This window comes from Silvania confinis, from assembly GCF_025564085.1.
GTDB classification, from domain to species: domain Bacteria; phylum Pseudomonadota; class Gammaproteobacteria; order Enterobacterales; family Enterobacteriaceae; genus Enterobacter; species Enterobacter confinis.
In genome coordinates this window covers 56,979-80,373 of the sequence record NZ_JAMGZJ010000075.1, presented here as the reverse complement: position 1 = coordinate 80,373, position 23,395 = coordinate 56,979, and the positions used below count along the sequence as shown (strand labels likewise).

Here is a 23,395-nt window from a genome sequence, read left to right as displayed (position 1 = left end):
CAAGATTGAATTTGATTATTTGTGATGTATCACGCAAATTATTTCCACACTCCGGGCAATGGCTTTAACTTCAACGATTTACCTCTACATAAAATCTTATAATTCAATTAATTAATAAAAAACGTCGTTACAAAAGGTAATGCTGACCTCATTTGGGACGAGCATCACATGAGAAACGAAACGGCCAAAATGCCGTTGCATTATTGATTCTCCGGTGCCAGTATAAATCAAAACAAATCACCATATGATTACTTATGATAAAAAAGGGAGTCTGGAAAATGAGTAAAGTGAACACCATCACCCGTGAATCATGGGTCCTGAGCACGTTCCCGGAGTGGGGCAGCTGGCTGAATGAAGAGATTGAACAGGAGCAGGTCGCTGCAGGCACCTTTGCCATGTGGTGGCTGGGCTGTACGGGGATTTGGCTGAAATCAGAAGGCAACGCGAATATTTGCGTCGATTTTTGGTGCGGGACGGGCAAGCAAAGCCACGGCAACCCATTGATGAAAGCAGGGCACCAGATGCAGCGCATGGCGGGCGTTCAAAAGCTGCAGCCTAACCTGCGCACCACCCCGTTTGTACTTGATCCTTTTGCCATTCGCCAGATCGATGCCGTGCTGTCGACACATGACCATAACGACCATATTGATGTAAATGTCGCCGCAGCGGTCATGCAAAACTGCCCTGACGACGTGCCATTTATCGGCCCGCAGACCTGTGTTGATTTATGGATCGGCTGGGGTGTGCCGAAAGAACGCTGCATCGTGATGAAACCGGGCGATGTGGTGAAAATCAAAGACATTGAAATTCATGCCCTGGATGCCTTTGACCGCACCGCACTGATCACCCTTCCTGCGGATCAGAAAGCGGCAGGCATTCTGCCGGACGGCATGGACCAGCGCGCGGTGAACTACCTGTTCAACACTCCCGGCGGTACGCTGTACCACAGCGGCGATTCTCACTACTCCAACTACTATGCAAAACACGGCAATGAGCATCATATCGACGTGGCGCTGGGCTCATATGGTGAGAACCCACGCGGCATCACCGATAAAATGACCAGCGCCGATATGCTGCGCATGGCGGAAGCGTTGAACACGAAAGTAGTGATCCCGTTCCACCATGATATCTGGTCGAATTTCCAGGCCGATCCGCAGGAAATCCGCGTGCTGTGGGAGATGAAAAAAGACCGCCTGAAATATGGCTTTAAGCCGTTTATCTGGCAGGTGGGTGGCAAATTTACCTGGCCGCTGGATAAGGATAATTTTGAGTATCATTATCCGCGCGGTTTTGACGACTGCTTTACGATTGAACCGGATTTACCTTTCAAATCGTTCCTGTAATTCTTCATACCATCGCCGGGCAACCTGCCCGGCGATTCCATCTTTTGCTTAGTATTTTCAGGCTATTTCAAATATCATCTTTTGAAATCAATTTATTTCGGAATAGCTCATGACAGAAGCACAGCGACACCAAATATTACTGGAACTCCTGGCACAGACGGGCTTTGTTACCGTCGAACAGGTAATTGCCAGACTGGGCGTTTCACCCGCCACCGCACGCCGGGATATCAACAAGCTGGATGAAAGCGGCAAACTGAAAAAAGTGCGCAACGGTGCAGAAGGCATCAGCCAGCAGCGTCCGCGCTGGTCGCCGATGAATATTCACCAGGCACAGAATCACGACGAGAAAGTACGTATTGCCCGGGCGGCATCGCAGCTGGTCAATCCGGGCGAAAGCGTGGTGATCAACTGCGGCTCAACCGCATTTCTACTGGGCCGCGAGATGTGCGGCAAGCCGGTGCAGATCATCACTAACTACCTGCCGCTGGCTAATTACCTGATCGATCAGGAGCACGAGAGCGTGGTGATCATGGGGGGGCAGTACAACAAGAGCCAGTCCATTACCTTAAGTCCGCAGGACAGCGAGAACACGCTGTATGCCGGACACTGGATGTTTACCAGCGGTAAAGGGCTAACCGCCGAGGGACTGTATAAGACTGATATGCTGACAGCGATGGCCGAGCAGAACATGCTGAACGTGGTCGGCAAGCTGGTGGTGCTGGTCGACAGCAGCAAGGTCGGTGAGCGCGCCGGGATGTTGTTCAGCCGCGCCGAGCAGATAGACCTGGTTATCACCGGTAAAAGCGCCAATCCCCAGATCCTCCAGAAACTGGAAGATCAGGGAGTGACTATCCTGCGCGTTTAGAGATGCTGGCGGAAAAACGCCACCGTGGCATCCAGGGCGGTCGGCGTGATGCGATGCTTCACCCCCGCTTCCCATAAACAGGTTAGCTGGTTATCCAGCCCTTCTCGCTGCAACGCCTGCTGTAAACGGAACGTCTCTGCGGCAGGCACCACGTCATCCTCTTCACCGTGCCAGAGCAGCAGCGGACGATCGCCCAGTCGCGGCAGCGCCGTGGTCACGTCCCAGTCGGCAAGCGGAGCAACGGCTGTGTCGAACGCCTCAGGCTGCTGCGGTGGAAACAGCGTACGGGCCAGGGTGGTAAAATAGCCGGAGCCCATCAGGCTCGCCACGCATGTCACCTCCGGGTGACGCGCCATGATCCCCAGCGCAGTCATGCCCCCCATCGACGCTCCGGCCACCGCCAGGCGCTCGTCCTGCACCAGTCCGGCCTGATACAACGCATCCCGTAGCCCGGCAAATTCAGTGAGGTTGCCGTGCAGAATCGGCCAGAACTGCCCGAGCCGCGCCTGTTCATCCCCCGTAAAACGCGCACCGTGATCCGGGGCGTCCGGCATCACCACCCGAAAACCGGCCTGCGCGAGGGCGACCGCAAAATAGCTGTAAACCAGCTTAGAGGAGGTAAACCCATGATAAAAGATAACAACCGGCAGGGGATGAGCCCCCCTTCCTGCCGGAACGGCGTGTACAATCTCACGATCGCCAAACTGTCGTATTTCGAGTTCAATCATTGTTGAGCCTCATGCTAATGGGTGATTCATAATGTTGAGAACTGGCTTACGCTTTCGCCAAATTTTCATTCGAAAATTACGCCACAGATAACAGTTTGGGAACATTCCCCCAAAATCAAATTAACAGAGATCTACACTATGGCTATCAGGAAACGAGATTGGGTTATGCGAAGGTTTGCTGCTTTAATGCTGATGCTGCTGTTAGGCGGATGTAGCGCACTGCAAGGTACGCCGCAACCCGCACCAGCGGTCGCCGATCATCCACAAGAGATTCGTCGTAATCAAACGGAAGGATTACAGCGAATGGGCACGGTCACCGCACTTGAGCGTGGCTCCCCGGACGATGTGGAAGATGCCATTAAAGCAAAAGCCGTCGCCGCAAAAGCAGATTACTACGTCATTATCCTCGTCGATGAAACTATCGTGACGGGACAATGGTACTCGCAGGCCATTTTATACCGGAAGTAATGACCGGTATTTAAACGATATTTACACTGCTTTGCGTCCATAGACGTTTTCCTGTCCACAATAAACTCCGTGCCTATGACAATGGAAGTGAGTTTATTTGCGAAGGATTGCCCGGCGGATACCGGGGACACGTAAAATGGAGCTGACGATGAAACGATCTCTTGCTTTGACCTCACTGTTACTCTCGGCCGGTCTGGTGAGTACGGCCGCGCAGTCAGCCGAATTTGCCAGCGCGGATTGCGTAACAGGTTTAAATGAAATTGGACTGATTTCCGTGAGTGATATCTCAGGGAGTCCGCAAGATGTTGAGCGCATGATTGCGCTTAAAGCTGACGAGCAAGGTGCCTCGTGGTATCGCATCATTAAAATGCAGGAAGACAGCCATGTTGATCGCTGGCGGGTACAAGCCATACTTTATGCCTGAAAAGCAACGATAAAAAGCCACTCAATAATAGTGGCTTTTTAATATTTACAATTCCATTATCCTTGTCATTACTACCCTGCGACCTTTTTGTAACATTTAGTTACATAAACTCAATAAATGTTATCCCCGCTCTGCCGTTGAAAAGCGATACCTTTTTAGCAATGAGCAATTTATGATCAATTTTTTTCGCCGTGCAGGTCTGGGCACTAAGCTATCGCTGCTTACCGGCTTGAGTGTGGCTACACTCTTTCTGCTGTTCACTTTTCTTCTGAGCTATAACACCAGTCAAAAACTCGAATCACTGGCCATAGAAGATCTGCATAATCAGTCTACCGGCGTAGTGGACATGGTGCAGATGTTCGATACCAGCCTCACCGAAGAGGTGGAGAGCTATACCCGCCTGTTTACCACCTTTTTGCCGCAGCCGCTGAACCTTGATGCCAGTCAGACCCGCACCATCAACGGTCAGACCGTCCCGTTGCTGAAAGGCAACGATACGGAACTCCATGAGAACAACACCACGCCCGATGATTTTCTGAATCGCACCGGCGCTATCTCGACGCTGTTTGTCCGCAGCGGCGACGACTTTGTCCGCGTGGCAACCTCGCTGCGTAAAGAGAACGGTGACCGGGCCATCGGTACGGTACTGGATCATGCCAGCCCGGCCTGGGCGATGGTCACCAAAGGCGAGGTGTATCGCGGCCTCGCTCTGCTGTTCGGCAAACGCTACATCACCCAGTACCAACCGGTAAAAGACGCGGGCGGACAGGTGATCGCCATTATTTTCGTTGGGGTCGACATTACCCACTCATGGAACGTCATGCGCGAGAAGATCCTCGGCCGCCGTCTGGGCGAGAGTGGCCGTTTCTTCGTGCTGGATCGCAGTAATGGCAAAAATCACGGCCAGTACCTGTTCCACAGCGCAGAAGAGGGGCAATTACCGAAATGGGAGAACGCTGTTCAGCAGCAACTGCTGGGCGATCGTCCCGGCACGCTGGAGCGCCAGAGCGCCGATGGCCGCACGCTGATTATGGCCTGGACCCCGCTTCCGGGATGGAACTGGACGATTGTGGGCCAGGTGGATAAAACCGTACTGCTGGCCGACGTGACCAGCCTGCGCGATCGCTTCCTGCTGGCCGGCGTGGTGCTGTCTGCACTTTTCGCCATGCTGTTCGTGTTTATTATCCGCCGCTGGCTGACACGCCCGCTGCGCGACGTGATTGGTCTTGCTCAACAGTATGCTTCAGGCGATCTGCGCGCCACCCTTCCAGCCAGCCGTCAGGATGAGGTTGGCCAGCTGATCAATGCCATCAACGGTATTGGTGGCGGACTGCAAAAAATCGTGCTGCAGGTGCGAGAAGCGGCGGGAGATATCCATCTGGGAACCAACGCTCTGGCGGCGGATACCGGCGAGATCTCTGCGCAGATCAACAAGCAGGCCAGCAGCGTGGAAGAGACCTCCGCCAGCATGGAACAACTGGCGGCCACCGTGCAGCAGAATGCGGCCAATATGGAGCAGACCCAGCAGCTGGTAGGTGAAACCTCCCGGGCGGTACATCAGGGCGGGGAGACCGTCAGTAATGCAGTCTCGACCATGGATGATATTCGCGAAGCATCGAAACGTATCGAAGCCATCACGCGGGTGATTGAGGGGATCGCTTTCCAGACCAATATTCTGGCACTGAACGCCGCCGTTGAGGCCGCCCGGGCAGGTGAGCACGGTAAGGGCTTCGCCGTGGTGGCGCAGGAAGTCCGCGCCCTGGCCGCGCGCAGCGCCAACGCGGTGAAAGAGATTGAACAGCTGATTGGCGATACGCTCAGTAAAGTGAGTGAGGGCCACGCCCTGTCGGAGCAGACCCGTCAGGCGATGGAAAGCATTACCGCGCACATCGACAATATCAACCAGTTGGTCACGGAGATTAACCACGCTTCCCGCGAACAGTCGGCAGGCATCGGTCAGGTTAATCTGGCAATGGCGCATATCGGTGAAGCGTCACATATCAACGCTGACCGCGTTTCACGCAGCGAAGAGACGGCGCAGACCCTGCGGGGGAAAGGATCGCACCTGACCGATCTGGTCAGCCTGTTCCGCCTGTAACACTCATGCTACGCCGCCCGTGGCGCGCAGCAGCAGGTCGTCCTGCACCTGCGCGCTGAGCAGGGAACCGCCACGGGCGTCGAGCATTTCACGGCACCAGGCCTGCGCCATCGGCGGCGACGTATGGCGCAGCATCTGCGCCCCCGCGCCCAGCAGATAAATCTGCCGGGCGATTTCCCTGCCCTGTGCCTCCTGCGGCTTACGCAGTTTTTGCTGCAGCTGTCGCCAGCTGCGATCGAAATGGCGGTCCTGCCCTTTCACTTCGGCAAAATCTGCAAACAGCATCTCAATAACGGCGGGCTGCTTCGCCAGCACCCGCAGCACGTCCAGCCCCATGATATTCCCCGAGCCCTCCCAGATACTGTTGACCGGCATCTCGCGGTACAGCCGCGGCAGTTCGCTCTCTTCGCAGTAGCCGATCCCGCCGAGGACCTCCATCGCCTCGGCGACAAACGGGATCCCGGCCTTGCAGAGGGCAAACTTTGCCGCCGGGGTAAACAGCCGGGCCCACAAAGCCTCCTGTTCGTCAGCACGACGATCCCAGGCTCGCGCCAGACGGAACAGCAGCGCGGTTTGCCCCTCCAGCTGCAGTGCCATCCGGCTCAGCACGTCGCGCATCAGCGGCTGATCGATAAGATTTTTGCCAAAGGTCTGGCGCTGGTGGGCGTGATACAGCGCCACCGAGAGTGCGCGGCGCATCTGACCATGGCTGCCGAGGGCGCAGTCAAAGCGGGTTAATCCACCCATCTTAAGGATCTGGCGCACGCCTTCGCCCTCTTCACCCAGCAGCCAGCCGGTGGCGTCGAGAAACTCGGCCTCGCTGCTGGCGTTTGAACGATTGCCCAGCTTGTCCTTGAGCCGCTCCAGATGCACGGCATTGCGCAGACCGTCGGGCAGAAAACGCGGAACGAAAAAGCACGACAGCCCACCTTTTGCCTGCGCCAGCACCAGATGTGCATCGCTTTGCGGCACCGATAAAAACCATTTATGGCCCACCAGCCGGTAACTGCCGTCGCTGCAGCGCTCCGCCCGGGTGGTGTTGCTAAGGACATCTGACCCACCCTGTTTTTCCGTCATCCCCATTCCAATCAGCAGGCCGCGCTTTTGGTTGCCTGGCGCCAGGTGCGAGTCATACCGGTCGCTGAGCAGCGGCGTTAGCCAGTCGTGCAAGCCTCGCGGCAGCGCCTGTTGCAGCAGCGGCGTGGCGGCAAAGGTCATGGTGACAGGGCACAGCGTGCCCGCCTCCACCTGCGCATGCAGAACAAAACGCGCCGCCCGGGCCACGAACGAGCCTTTGCGCGCGTCCTCTTCCCACGCCAGGTTGTGCACCCGGTTGGCGCACAGCCCCTGCATCAGCAGGTGCCACGCGGGGTGAAAGCGCACGTCGTCCAGCCGCGTGCCGCTGGCATCATAGCGCAGCAGTTCCGGCGGATTGACGTTGGCGAGCCTGCCTAACTCCAGTGATTCTGCGGTACCCAGCTGCTGGCCGATACTGGCGAGCAGGTCGGCGTCCCATTCGGCGCCTTCACGGTGGATCGCTTCACACAGGGCGCGGTCAGAGAGGAAAAGATTACTGTTAGTCAGCGGTAAAGGCTGATTGAAAACCGTATGCGTTTGCCAGTGCATGTTGTGTCCCTCCTTCAATGGCAATGAAGGTAAGTATGGACGCTACGAAAGGAGGTATTGCGCTCTGCAAGCGTGAAACAGCTCACACAACCTAAGAATAATTAATTTCCATGTCAGCTTATGGTGAATAATTTATTCTCATTTCTCAGGGAGAATCACGATGCACTCTACTCAACTTGCGCCAGAAGCCCATAAGCGCGCGTTAATTGCAGGCTCGATTGGTAACTTCATCGAATGGTATGAGTTTGCGGTGTACGGTTTTATGGCCACCGTCATTGCGAAAAACTTTTTTCAGCTGGACGGTGAAGCGGGGCTGACCAGCCTGATCCTCACCTACGCCTCCTTCGCCATCGCGTTCTTCTTTCGGCCGCTGGGTGCCATCGTCTTTGGCCGGATCGGCGATCGGATCGGGCGTAAACCGACGTTGATTATTGTGCTGGTGCTGATGACCCTGGCGACGGCGGCGATTGGGCTGGTGCCGGTGTATGCCAGTATCGGCATTGCTGCACCGCTTATCATTACTGGCCTGCGGATCCTGCAGGGACTGTTCGCGGGCGGCGAATACGGCGGCGCGGTGTCGCTGATGACCGAGTTCGCCCCGCGCGGCAAGCGCGGGTTGTACGGTGCCTGGCAGTCCTTTACCGTGGCGCTGGGCCTGCTGGCCGGGGCAGGGATCGTGGCGCTGCTCTCAGCGTTGCTGACGCCAGAGGCACTGCATGACTGGGGCTGGCGTATTCCGTTCTTTATTGCGCTGCCGCTGGGGGCCGTGGCCCTGTGGCTGCGGGTGAGCATGGAAGAGACGCCGAGCTTTGTGAAGCAGCAGGCAAAACCGGTGGCGGTGAAAGCGCAGACGTCGGCAACCCTGAAAGCGATCGTCATGGGCATCGGTCGGGTGATGGTGTGGTCTGCAGCCGGGTATACCTATCTGGTGATCATGCCCGCCTATCTGCAATCGGCGCTGCATACCGGTTTTAATCAAGCGCTGCTGATTGCGGTGATCTCCAATATTGGTTTTGCCCTGACCATTATCCCGTCAGGAATACTGAGTGACCGCATCGGGCGCCGGACGGTGATGGTTATTGCCGCCGCGCTGCTGTTGATCCTCGCCCTGCCGCTGCTGAAAATGTTGCAGGCAGAATCCAGCACGCTGGCGGTGAAAGCGATTGTGGTACTGATTGCGGGCGGTCTGGTGGGAATGCTGGCAGGTCCGGGACCGGCGATGCTGTCGGAGATGTTCCCGACGCGGGTGCGTTATACCGGGCTGGGTCTGGCCTACTCGCTGTCGAACGCGATTTTCTCGGGCTGCGCGGGATTGATCATTACCGGGCTTATCAAAGAGACGGGCAATCTGGATATTCCGGCCTATTACGTGATGGCAACGGCAGTAGTGAGTATCGTGGCGCTGATGACGCTGAATAAAGACGACCATTTGCGATCGTTAGAAGAGTGACAAATTGCCCGGTGGCGCTGCGCTTACCGGGCCTACGGGATGGGGCTTTTTGGTAGGCCGGGTAAGGCGTAGCCGCCACCCGGCAAAACCACAAAGACTTACCCGCGCTGGCGTACCGCTTCGAACAGGCAGATGCCGGTTGCTACGGAGACGTTCAGGGATGACACGCTGCCCGCCATCGGAATGCTGATCAGCTCGTCGCAGTGCTCGCGGGTCAGACGACGCATGCCTTCGCCTTCTGCACCCATCACCAGCGCCATAGGGCCGGTCATTTTGCTCTGGAACAGGGTATGGTCGGCTTCGCCAGCGGTGCCGACGATCCAGATGTTCTCTTCCTGCAACTGACGCATGGTGCGCGCCAGGTTGGTCACGCGGATCAGCGGAACGTTTTCCGCCGCGCCGCAGGCCACTTTCTTCGCCGTGGCGTTCAGCTGCGCAGAGCGATCTTTAGGCACGATCACCGCATGCACACCCGCAGCGTCAGCGCTTCGCAGGCACGCGCCGAGGTTGTGCGGATCGGTCACGCCGTCGAGGATCAGGAAGAACGGTTTTTCCAGGCTGGCGATCAGATCCGGCAGATCGTTTTCCTGATACTGGCGGCCTGGTTTCGCGCGGGCAATGATCCCCTGGTGTACCGCACCCTCGCTTTTCTCATCGAGGAACTGGCGGCTGGCCAGCTGGATCACCACGCCTTGTGCTTCGAGGGCGTGGATCAGCGGCAGCAGGCGTTTATCTTCACGCCCTTTCAGAATAAAAACTTCCTGAAAACGCTCCGGGGCGCGCTCCAGCAGGGCCTGCACCGCATGGATGCCGTAAATCATATCACTCATTAAACTTACTCGTTTTAGGCGGGGTGCGCCGGGTTAAATTGGGCCGTGAAACAGGTCACTTGCGCCTAGTATAACCGACACTGCGCCCAAATCGACCCTTGTCGGCGTTAGCCATTCACCACCACTTGCCCCGCGCCTGCCGCAACCGGGTGCGCAGGCAAAATAGCGTTGAGTAAATAACGGGTATACTCCTGCTGCGGATGCGTAAAAATACGTTGTGTTTCACCCTGTTCCACGATCCTGCCACGGTGCATCACCCCCACCCGATCGGCAATATGGCGCACCACATTCAGGTCGTGAGAGATAAACAGGTATGCCAGCCCGTACTCGCGCTGCAGCCCCATCAGCAGATTGAGGATCTGCGACTGAATCGACACGTCCAGCGCCGATACCGGCTCATCGCAGATAATCAGCTTGGGCTTGAGGATCAGCGCCCGGGCAATCCCGATGCGCTGGCGCTGGCCGCCGGAAAACTCATGCGGATAGCGGGCGGCATCCTGCGGGCGCAGGCCCACCTGCTCCAGCATCCCGGCGACCTGGGTTTTACGCTTGCCGATGCCGTGGATAATCAACGGCTCTTCCAGGCTGTAGCCGACGGTGCGCTTCGGGTCGAGCGAAGAGAGCGGATCCTGAAAAATCATCTGCATATCGCGGCGCACGCGCTTCCACCCACTGGAGTTTAAATCCGCCAGCGAGCGCCCTTCAAACTGAATGTCGCCCCCGCTTGCCGGTGTAAGCCCCAGCACCAGCCGTCCGGTGGTGCTTTTGCCGCTGCCGGACTCGCCCACCAGCGCCCAGGTTTCGCCCGCATTGAGCGTAAAGCTCACCCGGTCTACCGCCGCCACGGACTGCCCGCGGCGCTGGAAGGTTTTCGACAGCTGATTAACGCTCAGTAAAGGGGTAGTCATGTCATGGCTCCTGTCTCGTCGGCTCGCCAGCAGCGAACCCGCTGCGTATCGCGCCCCACGGCGCGCAGCTCGGGCGCCTGTCCCCGACAGCGAGGCTGTGCCAGCGGGCAGCGATCGGCATAGGTACAGCCCTGCGGCAGCGCATGCAGGGACGGCACCTGCCCGCCAATTTCGGCCAGCGGCGTTTTCGGCGGATGATCGGCCGACGGACGCGCCGCCAGCAGCGCACGGGTGTAAGGATGGCGCGGGCGCTCAAACAGCGTATAGACATCGGTCTCTTCCACCACCTGCCCGGCGTACAGCACTACCACCCGCTGGCACAATCTGGCCACCACGCTCAGGTCGTGGGTGATAATCACGATCCCCATCCCGGTCTCCTGCTTCAGCGCGTCGAGCAGATCGAGGATTTGCGCCTGAATGGTCGCATCGAGGGCGGTGGTGGGTTCATCGGCAATCAGCAGCGACGGCGAAGTGGCGATGGCCATTGCAATCATCACCCGCTGGCGCATCCCGCCGGAGAGCTCATGCGGCCAGGCGCTGGCACAGCGCCCGGGATCGGGTATGCCGACCTGCGCGAGCAGCGCGAGAGTTTTCGTCTGCCGCTGCGCGCGCGTCCGCGTCGTATGCAGCCGCAGGCTTTCGTCAATCTGCGCACCAATGGTCATCACCGGATTCAGACTGGCAAGCGGATCCTGGAAAATCATCGCCATGTCGCGCCCGCTCATCTGTCGACGGGCGTGTGCCGACAGCCGGTGCAGCGCTGTGCCTGCCAGAATCACCTCGCCCTCAACCCGGCTGGTGCGCGGCGAGAGCAGTCCCATCAGCGCCTGCGCCGTAACGCTTTTACCGCAGCCGGACTCACCAATAATGCCCAGCGTTTCATGGGCATTCACCTGAAATGAGACGCCGCGTACCGGGGAGATAATGCCCTGACGGGTGGCGAAACTGACCGCCAGGTCGTTGACCTGAAGCAGTGCCTCAGCCATGGCGTCCTCCTTGTTTTAACAGACGTAAGACGTGGCGCGGCAGCGGTTTAAGCCCCGGATCGGCGCTGTCGCGCAGGTCGTCGCCAATGATGTTCAGCCCGAGGATCAGCAGCACGATGGCGATACCGGGGAAGAAGGTCATCCACCAGGCGGTGAAGATCACTGCTTTCCCTTCCAGCAGTAAATTGCCGAGGCTGGGCATCGGGGCCGGAACCCCAGAGCCGAGGAAGCTGAGCGCCGCTTCGGTGAGGATCGCCACTGAAAAGACCCAGCTGACCTGCACGATAAAGGGTGAAATGACGTTGGGCAGCAGATGCAGCCAGATGATGCGCGAGGCGCTCGCTCCCTGCGCCCGCAGCGCTTCGATAAAGTTCTTCTCTTTAATCACCCTCGCCGCCCCGCGGATCACCCGGGCAATCGACGGGACATACACCAGCGACAGGGCCAGCACCACGTTGGCAATATTTGGCCCCAGCACCCCGACAATGGCGATGGCCAGCAGCAGCGAAGGGAACGCAAACAGACCATCGCAGACGCGCATTAACACCCGATCAACCGGGTGATACCAGGCGCACAGCAGCCCGACCACCATCCCCGTGATGCCCGCAATTACCGCGACGGCGGCACCCACCGAGAATGACACCCGCACCGCCAGCGCCACCCGCACAAACAGATCCCGACCAAAGTTGTCGGTACCGAACCAGTGTGCGGCAGAGGGGGGCTTCAGGCGACTTAACGGATCGATACTGTAGGGATCGTAAGGGCTTAAGCCGCTGGCAAAAAACGACAGCAGGACGATCGCGGCCAGCACCGCAGGCCAGATCAACAGAGCCGGATGACGCATCGGGATCATTTTTCACCCCCGTCGACGGAGAGACGCGGATCGGCGAGATAACTCAACAGATCCACGGCCAGATTGATCAGCACATAGCAGACGGTGAGCAACAGCACCACGCCCTGGATCACCGTCACGTCGCGCCGCTCGATCGAATCCACAATCAGCGATCCGATGCCGGGGATACCGAACACGCTTTCAATAACGATCGTGCCCGTCACCAGCGAGGCAAAGGATTCGCCGCAGATGGTGAGGATCGGGATCAGGCTGTTTTTCAGCGTGTGGCGCAGCAGCACCCACCGCTCCGGCACCCCTTTGGCTCTGGCGGTGCTGATAAATGGCTCCTGCATGACGTCCAGCATGACCGCCCGGGTCATACGCGCGATCAGCGCCGCAATGCGTAACCCCAGCGCAATCGCCGGGAGGGTCAGATACCAGACGTTGAGCCAGAAGGCGTCATTGCTCGAGCGATACCCCACCACCGGGAACCAGCGCAGCTGCACGGCAAAAAAGAAGATCAGAAACAGGCCGAGCAGAAACCCCGGTACCGACATCCCGAACGTCGCCAGCATGCGAATAGCGCGATCCGTCAGGCTACCGTGCTGCCAGGCGCTGAGTACGCCGCCCGTCAGGCCCAGCACCAGCGCGATGGCTTGCGCATACAACGCCAGCGCCAGCGTGGGAGTCAGATGCTGTAAAAACAGGGTCATCACGCTGGTATCCAGAAACAGGGAATGCCCCAGGTTGCCGGTCAGAATGTCGCCAAACCAGCTGACAAACTGAACCAGCATCGGCCGATCCAGCCCCATCTGCTGGCGCATCGCCGCAACGTCCTGCGGGCTGGCATCGTTACCGAGAATCACCAGCGCCGGGTCGCCCGGCGCCAGGTGAATCAGACAAAACACCACTACCGACACCACCAGCAGCACCGGTAGCAGTGCCAGCAGGCGGTGAAACAGATATCTTTTCATCGCCTTCTCCGGTCAGGGCTGCGTCACGCTAACGTTCCACAGAATGGGGCCAATCAGATCCTCAAAGCCCTTAACGTTATTTTTGATCGCCACCGCATCCGGGGTGGTGCGTCCCAGCACGATCACCGGCAAATATTGCCAACTGAGCACGTTGAGTTTGTCCACCAGCGGTTTTGCCTCTTGTAGCGACGGAGCCTGCTTGATCGCATCCAGCACGCTGTCGATCTCCGGGCTGTTGCTCAGGCCGGGGAATTTGGCGCGGGAGTCGAGGAACGGATACTGATGCAGAACCTGGCGCATGGAGAACTCCAGCGCGCAGAGATCGAAGTTTTTCGGATCCTGCCGGCGCTGCAGCACGGTCGGCCAGTCGTAGACGTCCAGTCGGGATTTGACGCCGATCTGCTTCAGCACCTGCTGGGCAACAATCGCCAGGTTGTACAGCTCGGCATACTCTTTGGTGGCGATGATCACCACCTCTTCGCCGTTATAGCCCGACGTTTTGACCAGCGCGCGCGCCTCCTCCAGCTTGTGCTGGTTCCAGTAAGGCTTGCCCGCCTCGCTGTACCAGTCCACCTGATCCGGGAAGCCCAGCGACGGATCCTCTTTGAAGAAGCGCGGATCGCTGTAGCCTGCCAGCAGAGTCTGATGCACGTCGAGCGCCAGATTAAAGGCCTGACGCAGCTTCACGTTAGCAAACGGCCCCTGGTTTTTGTTGAACAGATAGGTGATCAAGGATCCGCCGCCCTGCGGCTGAAACAGGGACAGATCCGGCGCACTGCTCAGGGTATCAATATTGTCCTTCGGCAGCTGGAAGACGAGATCGTATTCCCCGGTCATCGCCCCGGCGAGGCGGGTCGATTCGTCGGTGATGTAGCGGAACCAGATATCTTTCACGTCCGCTTTTTTCTGCCCTGCGAGCCCGCTCGCAGGCTCGGTGCGCGACTGATACTGGTCATAACGGGTTAAGTGCAGGTAATCACCGGGCTTAAACTCGGCCAGCTTGTAAGGGCCGGTACCGATGAGGTCGGTCACCGGCTTCTTGCTGCTGTTGGCCGCATCAATAATCCGCTTTGGCATGATGGCGGCGATGTTCTTCACATCGGCCAGCACGTTGAGGGTGATAAGCGAGGGTGCCGCCAGGGTGAAGGCTACGGTTTTGTCATCCACTTTGCTGAACTGCACGCCCGGCAGGTTGGCTTTGCCCTGGGTGGAGACCGCCAGCCAGCGATTCATCGAGGCCACCACGTCGTCGGCAGTCAGCCGTTGACCGTCGTGAAAATGGATCCCGTCGCGCAGCACCAGAGTGTAGGTTTTGCGATCCTCGCTCAGGGTGTAGCTCTGCACCAGCTCCGGTACCGGCTCGAATTTCGCATTGATGGTGAACAGCGTTTCGAAGATATGCCGGTCCACGTCCGAGGTGGCATTGTTGGTGGTCAGATAGGGATCCAGCGTGCCCGGACGGTTGCCGTAGGCAATATTCAGGGTCGCATTACGATCCACGCTTTGCGCCTGTGCGCTTCCCAGGGGTAAAACCGCCGCCAGCAATAGCGTGGCGGCAGAAAACAGCATTTTCATTATTCTATCGCTCCGGTCTACGTTAAGCGGCCTGGGTCGCGGTGGTGCGCCCGGCAAATTCGTCTTTTGCTGCCTGCAGCAGCGCGGCATCGGTCAGCAGGCGCAACCCGGTGCGCGCCAGTACTTGCGCCCCGGTCACCAGTGCGTTGTACCCCTGGGTGGAGTTGGCCGCTTCGCGGAAGGCCACGGTGTGGCCGATCAGATCGTCCGGACCAATCTTGATGTACGGATGCGCGGTTGGCACGGCGTGGCTGATGTCGCCAGCGTCGGTCGAACCCAGCCCCTCTTTCTCTTTCAGCTCTACCTGTTCGCCCGCAGCGGTGAACTCTTCCTGCAGGGCGCCATTGAGGGTGTGGTTGATATTGAAATCACGCGGACCGACCTGGTGTTCGATTTTCACGGTCGTGCCGGTTGCCAGCGCAACGCCGTCGGCAATCGCCCGAATGCGTGGCTCGAGCGCCAGCACCGCTTCCCGGGTGTGGGCGCGGATGTAGTAGTGGGCAGAGGCGTATTCCGGGATCACGTTTGGCGCTTGCCCGCCGTTGGTGATGATGCCATGGACGCGGATCCCGTCCGGCAGTTGCTGGCGCAGCACGCTGATGCCGTTGTACAGCAGCACCAGCGCATCCAGCGCATTTACCCCTTTATGCGGCGAGCTGCCCGCATGGGAGGGTTTGCCGTAGAAATGGAAGTAGAGATGGTTGTTCGCCAGCGACGGGCCTGAGAGGCGCGTTTTGCCTGCCGGGTGAACCATCAGCGCGACGTCGACCTCCTTCAGGAAGCCGTGCTCCACAAAGCGGGCCTTCACATTGCCGTTCGCGCCCCCTTTGCCGCGCAGCCCGCCCTCTTCCGCAGGCGTGCCCAGCACCACCACTTTGCCCCCGGTGTGGTCAAGCGTGTCGGCCAGCGCAATCGCCGCCGCAATACTGGTGACGCCGATGATGTTATGCCCGCAGGCGTGACCGATATCGATCAGCGCATCGTATTCCGCCAGATAGGCGATGGTCGGACCGGGCTTGCCGCTCTCCTTGACCGCGTAGAAGGCTGTCTCGTGTCCGGCGACGTTGACGGTGACGCTAAAGCCATGTTTTTCCAGCAGCTGCGTCAGCAGCCCGCTGGCGTAATATTCGTTATTGCCGGTTTCAGGATGGGCATGAATATCTTTGGCTATTGCCACGTACGCATCCCGGTGCTGCTGAATACTGGTTTCCAGACGGTCTCGTAATTCGCTGCTGCTCATTGCTTCCACCTCAGTCATGACAGTTAATGCATTCCCGACGCCGGGAATGGTGTTTACCCTAAGTGCCGCTTCGCCTCCTGGCGCACCCGGTGCAAAACGTGATGCTTGATCTCGCTGTAGCGCGGGTGTTCGGCAAGGGTTTCGATGTCGCGCTCGCGCCCAAACGGCAGCGCGATCTCTTCGACGATTTTCCCGGGTTTTGCCGACATGATCAGGATGCGATCGGCGAGAAACAGCGCCTCTTCCACATCGTGGGTCACGAACAGCAGCGTGGTGCCGGTGGACAGCCAGGCGTCACGCAGCAGCTCCTGCATCATCAGGCGGGTCTGCGCATCTAGCGCGCCGAAGGGTTCATCCAGCAGCAGCACTTCCGGCTGCGGCAGCCAGGCGCGGGCCAGCGCCACGCGCTGCTTCATGCCGCCGGAGAGCTGCCAGGGGGCGTGATGCTCAAATCCTTTCAGCCCCACGCGCGCCAGCCAGTCATGCGCCAGCGCGTTGGTTGCGTCTTTACGGTGTTTGCCAAGGCGCGGGCCAAAGGTGACGTTGTCCAGCACCGACAGCCACGGGAACAGATTCGGCTGCTGGAAGATCATCCCGCGGTCCGGTCCCGGCTGGCGCACCGTTTTCCCCCCTGCCGCCACCCGACCGCTATCCGGCTGAGTAAACCCGGCCACCAGGTTCAGAATGGTGGATTTCCCGCAGCCCGACGGCCCCAGCAGCACCACAAATTCCCCCTTGCTCAGGGAGAGGTTGATATCTTCCAGCACCGTGAAGGGCTGCGGTTTCGCCGCAAACGCGAGCGAGACATTTTCCAGCGTGATGGCACTCATTATTCTTTCCCCGCCCAGGGTACAACCAGCCGCTGCAAGCCCAGCAAAAGCAGGTCCAGCAGATAGCCAATACCGCCGAGCAGCAAAATGCCGAGCATCACGATATCGGTGCGCAAATAGGAGCTGGCGTTGATCACCATCCAGCCGAGGCCAGAGCTGGCCGCGACCATCTCCGCCGCAATCAGCGACGTCCAGCCGATACCAATCGACAGCCTGACAGTGGTGAACAGATCCGGCAGGGCATCCGGCAGCACCACGCGCAGGAAAATCTGCTGACGCGATGCGCCCAGCGTTTGTGCCACCCGGATCCTTGCCCGGCCAATGCGATCCACCGCCGCAGAGGCCCCGACCACCACGCTCAAAAAGGTGGCGATAAAGATCAGGAAGAATTTGGAGGCCTCGCCAATCCCCAGCCAGACGACGGCCAGCGGGATCAGCGCGATCTTGGGCAGCGGACGCAGAAACTGCACAAACGGGTTGAGCACCGCCGCCAGGCCATCGGACAGCCCCATCAACAGGCCCAGCGGAATCCCGATGATAATCGCCACCGCAAACGCGCCGAGGGCACGCGCCAGGCTGACGGCAATGTGTTGCCAGAGCGGCACCTGACGATAGCCATCGGCCAGCAACTCTTCGGTGGTGAGGCCGATATCGGTGAGCGACGGCAGCAGCAGCGGATCGACCCACTGCCGGGTGGCCGCCACCTGCCAGACGATAAAGAACACCGCCACCGACAGGATGCTGATGGCGATATGCTGACTCAATCTCATTGCGCGGCTACCGCCGCATCACGGATGTAGCGCGATTCGATCGCTGTATCCCAGTTGGCCGGAATATCACGCTGGCGGATCTCACCGATGCCCGCCAGGAAGCTGGAGGTTTTGCTCAGCGCTTTGCCAATGCCGCTGTCGGAGGTGTGCGTGCCATTACCCAGCCACTCTGCGGTGCCCTGCTGGGCCAGCGTCGGGTATTCCAGCCCGCCGAGGGTATTGGCGGCGGTAGTCACCGGGGCGCCGACCTCTTTGGCGACAATCGCGGCGGCGCGTTCCGGGTCTTGCTTGAACTCATCCACTTTTTGCTGGTGGACGCGCAGGAAAGCACTCACCGCCTGCGGGTACTGCTCGGCAAAGGCTTTACGCACCACGTAGTTGTTGTAGATCAGGTAGCCCTCTTTTTGCAGGTCTTTGGTGGCAAACACCTGATGCCCGCCGGAGGACTCCAACTCCTGAGCAAAAGGTGCCCAGACGTAGCCCGCATCTATGTCACCCCGTTTCCAGGCTGCCACCATTTCTGCCGGACGCAGCGGCAACAGGGTGATCTTGCTGCGGTCGAGTTTGTTAACGCTGATTGCCGCTTCCAGCGCGTACTGAGCGGTTGAGTTCGGTGGGTAGGCGACGCGTTTACCTTCGATATCCTTGATGCTGGCAATACCGTCTTTGCCGATCAGACGTTCGTAGCTGGCAATGACGCCGGAGACGCCAATAATTTCGACCGGCAGTTTTCTGACAATACCGGCCGTTGCCGGGCTGGATCCAAAGTTGGCAATATCAATCGCGTTGCTGGCGAAATAATTTAACGCATCGGCACCGGAGGCAAATTGCACCCACTTCACTTTGCTGTTTAATGCTTTATCCAGCGAGCCGTCGGCTTTTGCCAGCATTAATACCTGCGAGCCTCCGCTAAATGCCACCCGCACTTCAGCAGGATTGGCTGCATAACTGAAATTTGCCCATAAGCCACCCGCCGCCAGTAATAAGCAGATACTTTTCTTCATTTTATTTATCCCGTTAAAAATAAGATTTAATTGTGGTGTTTAATGGCCTTGCCATAATTGCGAACATCGCTGCGCCAGCGCCTGGGCCGGATCGAACGTTAAGGGTAAAAACGGTGCGTTAGCCGCCTGGAGCGCAATCGGAACTTCGGTACAGGCCAGAATCAGCTTCTGCGCTCCCCGGGCAAACAGCGCCTGCGCCTGCCTGACCAGCAGCGCGCCCCCTTCCTCCAGCGCCCCGCGCTTTACCGCATAGCAGCCCGGCACAAACCACTCCGCCAGCTCCTGCGCGGTCGGCTCAATAATCTCGATGTCCTGAGCAGCCAGTTTTTGCTGATACCAGCCTGCAGCAAGCGTGCCGTGAGTGGCGATAATGCCCACCCGCTGCGGCTTGACCGCCTCCTGATTCAGCACGGCAAGGGTGGCATCCACGATGTGCAAAATGGGTGCCTCACTGGCCTCGCTCAGCGCGTCGTACCAGTGATGCGCGGTGTTGCACGGAATGGCGATATGGCTCGCCCCGGCCTGGTTAAGGCGGGTAATCCCCTGAATTAACTGCGGGAGCGGTGAAGGGCCTGTGCCCGCCAGCGCCTGCTGCCGGTCCGCAATTTGCGGCACGTTCCAGACCACAGAAGGGAGTTGCTGCTGATCGCGCTGGGCGGGGGTGGCGTCAAACAGCCGGCGCTGAAAATCCAGCGTCGCCAGCGGCCCCATCCCACCCAGCACCCCAAGCAAAAACGGCTCAGACATGTTCCAGCACCTGACGGTAGCCAAAAAGCCCGGCCGCGCCGCCGGTATGGATAAAGACCACGTTCTCATCCTGACGGAAATGGCCTTTTCGAATCAGGTCGATTAGCCCCGCCATGCCTTTTGCGGAATAGACCGGGTCGAGCAGAATGCCCTCGTGGCGGGCCAGCAGCGACAGCGCTTCAAGCGTACCTTCGGTGGGTAATCCGTAGCCATCGCCCACGTAATCGCTGTTTGCCACCACCGCGTAGCGGGACAGCTCACCCGGCACACCGAGTAAATCGAGCGTGCGGGAGGCCAGATTCCAGACGTTCTCTTCCTGCTTCGCCTTCGGTGCCCGCACGCTAATGCCCAGCACCGGCACGTGGCTGTTGGTGGCGGTAAAGCCCGCCACTAATCCCGCCTGCGTCCCGGTACTGCCCGTGGCGTGAACCACGTGGTCGATGCGCAGGCGACGTTCGGACGACTGATACAGCAACTCTTCGGCACAGGCCACGTAGCCCAGCGCACCGATGGGGTTGGAGCCACCGCCGGGGATCACATACGGGTTGTGGCCCTGCTCGCGCAGGGTTGCCGCGTACTCTTCCATCGCCTGCTGCATATCGGTTCCGGCGGGAAGATGGGCCACGATTTCACCGCCCAGCACTTTATCGAGCAGGACGTTGCCCGAATGCTGATAATCGTCACCAAAGTCACTCACCCGTTTTTCGAGCAGGGCTTTGGCCTGCAGCCCCAGACGGGCGGCACCGGCGATGGTCTGGCGCACGTGGTTTGACTGCGTTGCGCCCTGGGTAATAATCACATCCGCCTTTTTTGCCAGCGCATCCGCCAGCAGGAATTCGAGTTTACGGGTTTTATTTCCCCCGGTTGCCAGACCGGTTGCGTCGTCTCGTTTAATCCATATTTTCGGCCCACCTAACAGACGGGATATATTTTCCAGGGGTTCAAGTGGCGTCGGGAAATGACCGAGAGAGACGCGAGGGAAACGAGCCAGATGCATATATGCTCCTTGCAAAGCAGGTAATGAATTTATTTAAACCGTAAATTCACTATACACATCGTGATGAGATGACTAATCAAAATTAATTAATAACGTTTGCAGGAAAATAACTAAGCAGGAAATATCAGGCAGGTGACGAATTATCTATTCTGTTCTGGAATGACTTACGGCTAAAAAGAATAACCCCTTCCGGCAGGAAGGGGTCAGAGGGGAAACATTATTCCGCAGTTTTCTTTTTCGCGGCTCGTTTCGCTTTGGTTGCGGCGGCGATTTTTTGAGTCTTTGCCGACGGTTTTTTCGCGGCTGGCTCTTTCTTCGCACCTTGATCTTTCTTCGCTTTAGGCGGTTTCGGTGATTTTGGCTTGCCATTATCACTGCGGAAAGCGCTGTCCGGCTCGAAGTTCACCTTCTTACCCGTCTGACGACGTTTACCCGGTTTGCCCGCCGCGCCTTTCTTCGCATTATCACGCGCGGTTTTACCCACGTTGCGTGGCGCACGCTCACTGGAGATCAGGCTGAAATCAATTTTGCGCTCGTCCATGTTCACCGCTTCGACCTTCACTTCCACGCGGTCACCCAGACGGTAAGTCTGGCCGCTGGATTCGCCGGTGAGACGTTGCCCAACCTGATCGTAGCGGTAGTAGTCGTTGTCGAGCGAGGAAACATGAACCAGACCATCGATAAACAGTTCATCAAGGCGAACAAAGAAGCCAAAGCCGGTGACGCTGGCGATGACACCTTTAAACACGTTGCCAACCTGATCCAACATGAAGTCACACTTCAGCCAGTCAGAGACATCACGCGTCGCTTCATCCGCGCGGCGCTCGGCCATCGAACAGTGCTGGCCCAGCTGCAGCATCTCTTCCATCGAATAGTGGTAGCCACCGGTTTCGGTGGTGTTGCCCTTCAGGCCCTGCTCCTGCGCCAGCAGATACTTGATCGCACGGTGCAGGGAGAGGTCCGGGTAACGACGGATCGGTGAGGTAAAGTGGGCATATGACTGCAACGCCAGACCAAAGTGACCGCGGTTCTCGGGATCGTAAATCGCCTGCTTCATGGAGCGCAGCAGCATGGTCTGCAGCATTTCTGCATCAGGACGATCGCCAATGGATTCCAGCAGTTCTGCGTAGTCACGCGGTTCCGGCTTGTTGCCGCCCGGCAGCTCCAGGCCCAACTCGGCCAGTACGGTGCGGAAGGCGGTGATGGCTTCGGTGGTCGGCTTATCATGAATACGGAACAGCGCCGGCTCTTTCGCTTTTTCAACGAAACGCGCGGCGGAGATGTTCGCCAGGATCATGCACTCTTCAATCAGCTTATGCGCATCGTTACGCTGCGTCTGCTCGATACGCTCGATGCGGCGCTCGGCGTTGAAGATGAACTTAGCTTCTTCACTCTCAAATGAGATACCGCCGCGCTCTTCGCGCGCTTGATCCAGCACCTTATAGAGGTTATGCAGCTCTTCGACGTGCTTCACCAGCGGCGCATACTGTTCGCGCAGCTCCTGGTCACCCTGCAGCATATGCCACACTTTGGTGTAGGTCAGGCGAGCATGTGAACTCATCACCGCTTCATAGAATTTGTAGCCGGTTAAGCGCCCTTTGGTGGAGATGGTCATTTCACAGACCATACACAGACGATCAACCTGCGGGTTCAGCGAGCACAGGCCGTTGGAGAGCACTTCCGGCAGCATCGGTACGACCTGCGACGGGAAGTACACCGAGGTACCACGGTTACGCGCTTCACCGTCCAGCGGGGTGTGGGTACGCACGTAATAGCTCACATCCGCAATGGCAACCCACAGGCGCCAGCCACCGCCGCGTTTTTTCTCGCAGTACACCGCGTCATCAAAGTCGCGGGCATCTTCGCCATCAATGGTGACCAGCGGCAGGTCACGCAGATCAACACGGCCAACTTTTGCCGATTCCGGCACCTGTTCTTTCAGCCCTGCAATCTGCTCTTCAACCTCTTTTGGCCAGACGTACGGGATTTCATGGGTGCGCAGCGCCATATCAACGGCCATACTGGTACCCATATTATCGCCCAGTACTTCGACGATTTTCCCGACCGCTTTGGTGCGGCGGGTTGGACGCTGGCTGAGCTCAACGACGACGACAAAGCCCATCCGCGCGCCCATCACCTCTTCCGGTGGGATCAGGATGTCAAAGCTCAGTCGGCTATCGTCCGGCACCACAAAGCCAACACCGGCATCGGTGAAGTAGCGGCCGACAATCTGGCTGGTTTTTGGCACCAGCACGCGCACAACACGCGCCTCACGACGGCCTTTACGATCGGCACCCAGCGGCTGGGCCAGGATCTGGTCACCGTGAATGCACATCTTCATCTGTTCAGACGAGAGATACAGGTCGTCTTTGCGGCCTTCGACGCGCAGGAAACCGAAGCCATCACGGTGGCCGATAACCATGCCTTTCAGCAGATCGAGACGTTCTGGCAGCGCGTAGCACTGGCGGCGGGTAAAGACTAACTGTCCGTCGCGCTCCATCGCGCGCAGGCGACGGCGAAGGCCTTCGATTTGCTCTTCGCCTTCAATATTCAGTTCAACGGCGAGTTCATCACGATTGGCGGGTTTTTCACGTTTTGATAAGTGATCGAGGATGAACTCACGGCTTGGGATAGGGTTTGCGTATTTTTCGGCTTCGCGTTCCAGGAAAGGATCTTGTGACATAGCGGTTCCTCCGTTGT

The 23,395-nt window shown here is 58.4% G+C and carries 21 protein-coding genes; 6 read left to right on the top strand and 15 right to left on the bottom strand.

Annotated features, from left to right (window positions below; all coding sequences use genetic code 11):
- Window positions 1-278 precede the first annotated feature (278 nt).
- Entirely contained in the window at window positions 279-1,343 is a 1,065-nt protein-coding gene (ulaG, locus tag M8013_RS11400) for an L-ascorbate 6-phosphate lactonase (RefSeq protein ID WP_271267918.1), read from the top strand.
- 109 nt (window positions 1,344-1,452) lie between these two features.
- Window positions 1,453-2,208, top strand: a complete 756-nt coding sequence (gene ulaR / locus M8013_RS11395; protein WP_271267917.1) for an HTH-type transcriptional regulator UlaR — start codon at window positions 1,453-1,455, stop codon at window positions 2,206-2,208.
- Here the strand turns inward: ulaR and yjfP are convergent.
- Entirely contained in the window at window positions 2,205-2,936 is a 732-nt protein-coding gene (gene yjfP, locus M8013_RS11390; RefSeq protein ID WP_271267916.1) for an esterase, read from the bottom strand. The two genes, ulaR and yjfP, sit on opposite strands and share 4 nt — an antisense overlap.
- A gap of 138 nt (window positions 2,937-3,074) precedes the next feature.
- Here yjfP and bsmA point away from each other — a divergent pair, with 138 nt between their 5' ends.
- From bsmA to M8013_RS11375, 3 genes are all read left to right on the top strand, one after another.
- A complete protein-coding gene (bsmA, locus tag M8013_RS11385) occupies window positions 3,075-3,404 on the top strand; it encodes a biofilm peroxide resistance protein BsmA (RefSeq protein ID WP_271267915.1) in 330 nt (109 codons plus the stop codon).
- 136 nt (window positions 3,405-3,540) lie between these two features.
- Entirely contained in the window at window positions 3,541-3,828 is a 288-nt protein-coding gene (gene yjfN / locus M8013_RS11380) for a DUF1471 family protease activator YjfN (RefSeq protein WP_271267914.1), read from the top strand.
- A gap of 172 nt (window positions 3,829-4,000) precedes the next feature.
- A complete protein-coding gene (locus tag M8013_RS11375; protein WP_271267913.1) occupies window positions 4,001-5,926 on the top strand; it encodes a methyl-accepting chemotaxis protein in 1,926 nt (641 codons plus the stop codon).
- A 3-nt stretch (window positions 5,927-5,929) separates the two neighbouring features.
- Here M8013_RS11375 and M8013_RS11370 read toward each other — a convergent pair whose 3' ends face one another.
- On the bottom strand, window positions 5,930-7,552 hold the full coding sequence (locus tag M8013_RS11370; RefSeq protein WP_271267912.1) for an isovaleryl-CoA dehydrogenase: 1,623 nt from the start codon (window positions 7,550-7,552) through the stop codon (window positions 5,930-5,932).
- Between the two features lie 160 nt (window positions 7,553-7,712).
- Here M8013_RS11370 and M8013_RS11365 point away from each other — a divergent pair, with 160 nt between their 5' ends.
- Window positions 7,713-9,002 (top strand): MFS transporter, encoded by a 1,290-nt coding sequence (locus M8013_RS11365; protein WP_271267911.1) that lies wholly within the window; start codon window positions 7,713-7,715, stop codon window positions 9,000-9,002.
- 98 nt (window positions 9,003-9,100) lie between these two features.
- On the opposite strand, the gene rlmB is transcribed toward M8013_RS11365, so the two are convergent.
- The 13 genes from rlmB to rnr form a co-directional block, all read right to left on the bottom strand.
- Window positions 9,101-9,832: a 23S rRNA (guanosine(2251)-2'-O)-methyltransferase RlmB gene (gene rlmB, locus M8013_RS11360; protein WP_271267910.1), complete on the bottom strand. Its 732-nt coding sequence runs from the start codon at window positions 9,830-9,832 to the stop codon at window positions 9,101-9,103.
- Window positions 9,833-9,939: 107 nt separating this feature from the next.
- Window positions 9,940-10,740, bottom strand: a complete 801-nt coding sequence (locus M8013_RS11355) for an ATP-binding cassette domain-containing protein (RefSeq protein ID WP_271267909.1) — start codon at window positions 10,738-10,740, stop codon at window positions 9,940-9,942.
- Window positions 10,737-11,726, bottom strand: coding sequence for an ABC transporter ATP-binding protein (locus tag M8013_RS11350; RefSeq protein WP_271267908.1), 990 nt, complete (start codon window positions 11,724-11,726; stop codon window positions 10,737-10,739). The genes M8013_RS11355 and M8013_RS11350 overlap by 4 nt, the downstream gene beginning before the upstream one ends.
- Window positions 11,719-12,579, bottom strand: a complete 861-nt coding sequence (locus M8013_RS11345; RefSeq protein ID WP_271267907.1) for an ABC transporter permease — start codon at window positions 12,577-12,579, stop codon at window positions 11,719-11,721. Before M8013_RS11345 ends, M8013_RS11350 begins: the two co-directional genes overlap by 8 nt.
- Entirely contained in the window at window positions 12,576-13,532 is a 957-nt protein-coding gene (locus M8013_RS11340) for an ABC transporter permease (protein ID WP_271267906.1), read from the bottom strand. The genes M8013_RS11345 and M8013_RS11340 overlap by 4 nt, the downstream gene beginning before the upstream one ends.
- A gap of 12 nt (window positions 13,533-13,544) precedes the next feature.
- Complete coding sequence (locus tag M8013_RS11335; protein ID WP_271267905.1) at window positions 13,545-15,107, bottom strand: ABC transporter substrate-binding protein; 1,563 nt, start codon at window positions 15,105-15,107, stop codon at window positions 13,545-13,547.
- A gap of 22 nt (window positions 15,108-15,129) precedes the next feature.
- The gene (locus tag M8013_RS11330) at window positions 15,130-16,347 is read right to left on the bottom strand and encodes a M20 family metallopeptidase (RefSeq protein ID WP_271267904.1); all 1,218 of its coding nucleotides are present in this window, start codon (window positions 16,345-16,347) and stop codon (window positions 15,130-15,132) included.
- Between the two features lie 53 nt (window positions 16,348-16,400).
- Window positions 16,401-17,177, bottom strand: a complete 777-nt coding sequence (locus M8013_RS11325; RefSeq protein WP_271267903.1) for an ABC transporter ATP-binding protein — start codon at window positions 17,175-17,177, stop codon at window positions 16,401-16,403.
- On the bottom strand, window positions 17,177-17,947 hold the full coding sequence (locus M8013_RS11320; RefSeq protein ID WP_271267902.1) for an ABC transporter permease: 771 nt from the start codon (window positions 17,945-17,947) through the stop codon (window positions 17,177-17,179). Before M8013_RS11320 ends, M8013_RS11325 begins: the two co-directional genes overlap by 1 nt.
- A complete protein-coding gene (locus tag M8013_RS11315) occupies window positions 17,944-18,951 on the bottom strand; it encodes a taurine ABC transporter substrate-binding protein (protein ID WP_271267901.1) in 1,008 nt (335 codons plus the stop codon). Before M8013_RS11315 ends, M8013_RS11320 begins: the two co-directional genes overlap by 4 nt.
- 39 nt (window positions 18,952-18,990) lie before the next feature.
- The gene (gene cuyB, locus M8013_RS11310) at window positions 18,991-19,698 is read right to left on the bottom strand and encodes a cysteate racemase (RefSeq protein ID WP_271267900.1); all 708 of its coding nucleotides are present in this window, start codon (window positions 19,696-19,698) and stop codon (window positions 18,991-18,993) included.
- Window positions 19,691-20,695 carry a D-cysteate sulfo-lyase gene (cuyA, locus tag M8013_RS11305; protein WP_271267899.1) on the bottom strand — a complete coding sequence of 335 codons (1,005 nt, stop codon included), beginning with the start codon at window positions 20,693-20,695 and terminating at the stop codon, window positions 19,691-19,693. The genes cuyB and cuyA overlap by 8 nt, the downstream gene beginning before the upstream one ends.
- A gap of 217 nt (window positions 20,696-20,912) precedes the next feature.
- Window positions 20,913-23,378: a ribonuclease R gene (gene rnr, locus M8013_RS11300; RefSeq protein ID WP_271267898.1), complete on the bottom strand. Its 2,466-nt coding sequence runs from the start codon at window positions 23,376-23,378 to the stop codon at window positions 20,913-20,915.
- Window positions 23,379-23,395: the final 17 nt, after the last annotated feature.

Bases quoted from the DNA above. Each gene is read 5' to 3' on its own strand.
- ulaG (WP_271267918.1), top strand. From the start codon at position 279: ATGAGTAAAGTGAACACCATCACCCGTGAATCATGGGTCCTGAGCACG.
- ulaR (WP_271267917.1), top strand. From the start codon at position 1,453: ATGACAGAAGCACAGCGACACCAAATATTACTGGAACTCCTGGCACAG.
- yjfP (WP_271267916.1), bottom strand. From the start codon at position 2,936: ATGATTGAACTCGAAATACGACAGTTTGGCGATCGTGAGATTGTACAC.
- bsmA (WP_271267915.1), top strand. From the start codon at position 3,075: ATGGCTATCAGGAAACGAGATTGGGTTATGCGAAGGTTTGCTGCTTTA.
- yjfN (WP_271267914.1), top strand. From the start codon at position 3,541: ATGGAGCTGACGATGAAACGATCTCTTGCTTTGACCTCACTGTTACTC.
- M8013_RS11375 (WP_271267913.1), top strand. From the start codon at position 4,001: ATGATCAATTTTTTTCGCCGTGCAGGTCTGGGCACTAAGCTATCGCTG.
- M8013_RS11370 (WP_271267912.1), bottom strand. From the start codon at position 7,552: ATGCACTGGCAAACGCATACGGTTTTCAATCAGCCTTTACCGCTGACT.
- M8013_RS11365 (WP_271267911.1), top strand. From the start codon at position 7,713: ATGCACTCTACTCAACTTGCGCCAGAAGCCCATAAGCGCGCGTTAATT.
- rlmB (WP_271267910.1), bottom strand. From the start codon at position 9,832: ATGAGTGATATGATTTACGGCATCCATGCGGTGCAGGCCCTGCTGGAG.
- M8013_RS11355 (WP_271267909.1), bottom strand. From the start codon at position 10,740: ATGACTACCCCTTTACTGAGCGTTAATCAGCTGTCGAAAACCTTCCAG.
- M8013_RS11350 (WP_271267908.1), bottom strand. From the start codon at position 11,726: ATGGCTGAGGCACTGCTTCAGGTCAACGACCTGGCGGTCAGTTTCGCC.
- M8013_RS11345 (WP_271267907.1), bottom strand. From the start codon at position 12,579: ATGATCCCGATGCGTCATCCGGCTCTGTTGATCTGGCCTGCGGTGCTG.
- M8013_RS11340 (WP_271267906.1), bottom strand. From the start codon at position 13,532: ATGAAAAGATATCTGTTTCACCGCCTGCTGGCACTGCTACCGGTGCTG.
- M8013_RS11335 (WP_271267905.1), bottom strand. From the start codon at position 15,107: ATGAAAATGCTGTTTTCTGCCGCCACGCTATTGCTGGCGGCGGTTTTA.
- M8013_RS11330 (WP_271267904.1), bottom strand. From the start codon at position 16,347: ATGAGCAGCAGCGAATTACGAGACCGTCTGGAAACCAGTATTCAGCAG.
- M8013_RS11325 (WP_271267903.1), bottom strand. From the start codon at position 17,177: ATGAGTGCCATCACGCTGGAAAATGTCTCGCTCGCGTTTGCGGCGAAA.
- M8013_RS11320 (WP_271267902.1), bottom strand. From the start codon at position 17,947: ATGAGATTGAGTCAGCATATCGCCATCAGCATCCTGTCGGTGGCGGTG.
- M8013_RS11315 (WP_271267901.1), bottom strand. From the start codon at position 18,951: ATGAAGAAAAGTATCTGCTTATTACTGGCGGCGGGTGGCTTATGGGCA.
- cuyB (WP_271267900.1), bottom strand. From the start codon at position 19,698: ATGTCTGAGCCGTTTTTGCTTGGGGTGCTGGGTGGGATGGGGCCGCTG.
- cuyA (WP_271267899.1), bottom strand. From the start codon at position 20,695: ATGCATCTGGCTCGTTTCCCTCGCGTCTCTCTCGGTCATTTCCCGACG.
- rnr (WP_271267898.1), bottom strand. From the start codon at position 23,378: ATGTCACAAGATCCTTTCCTGGAACGCGAAGCCGAAAAATACGCAAAC.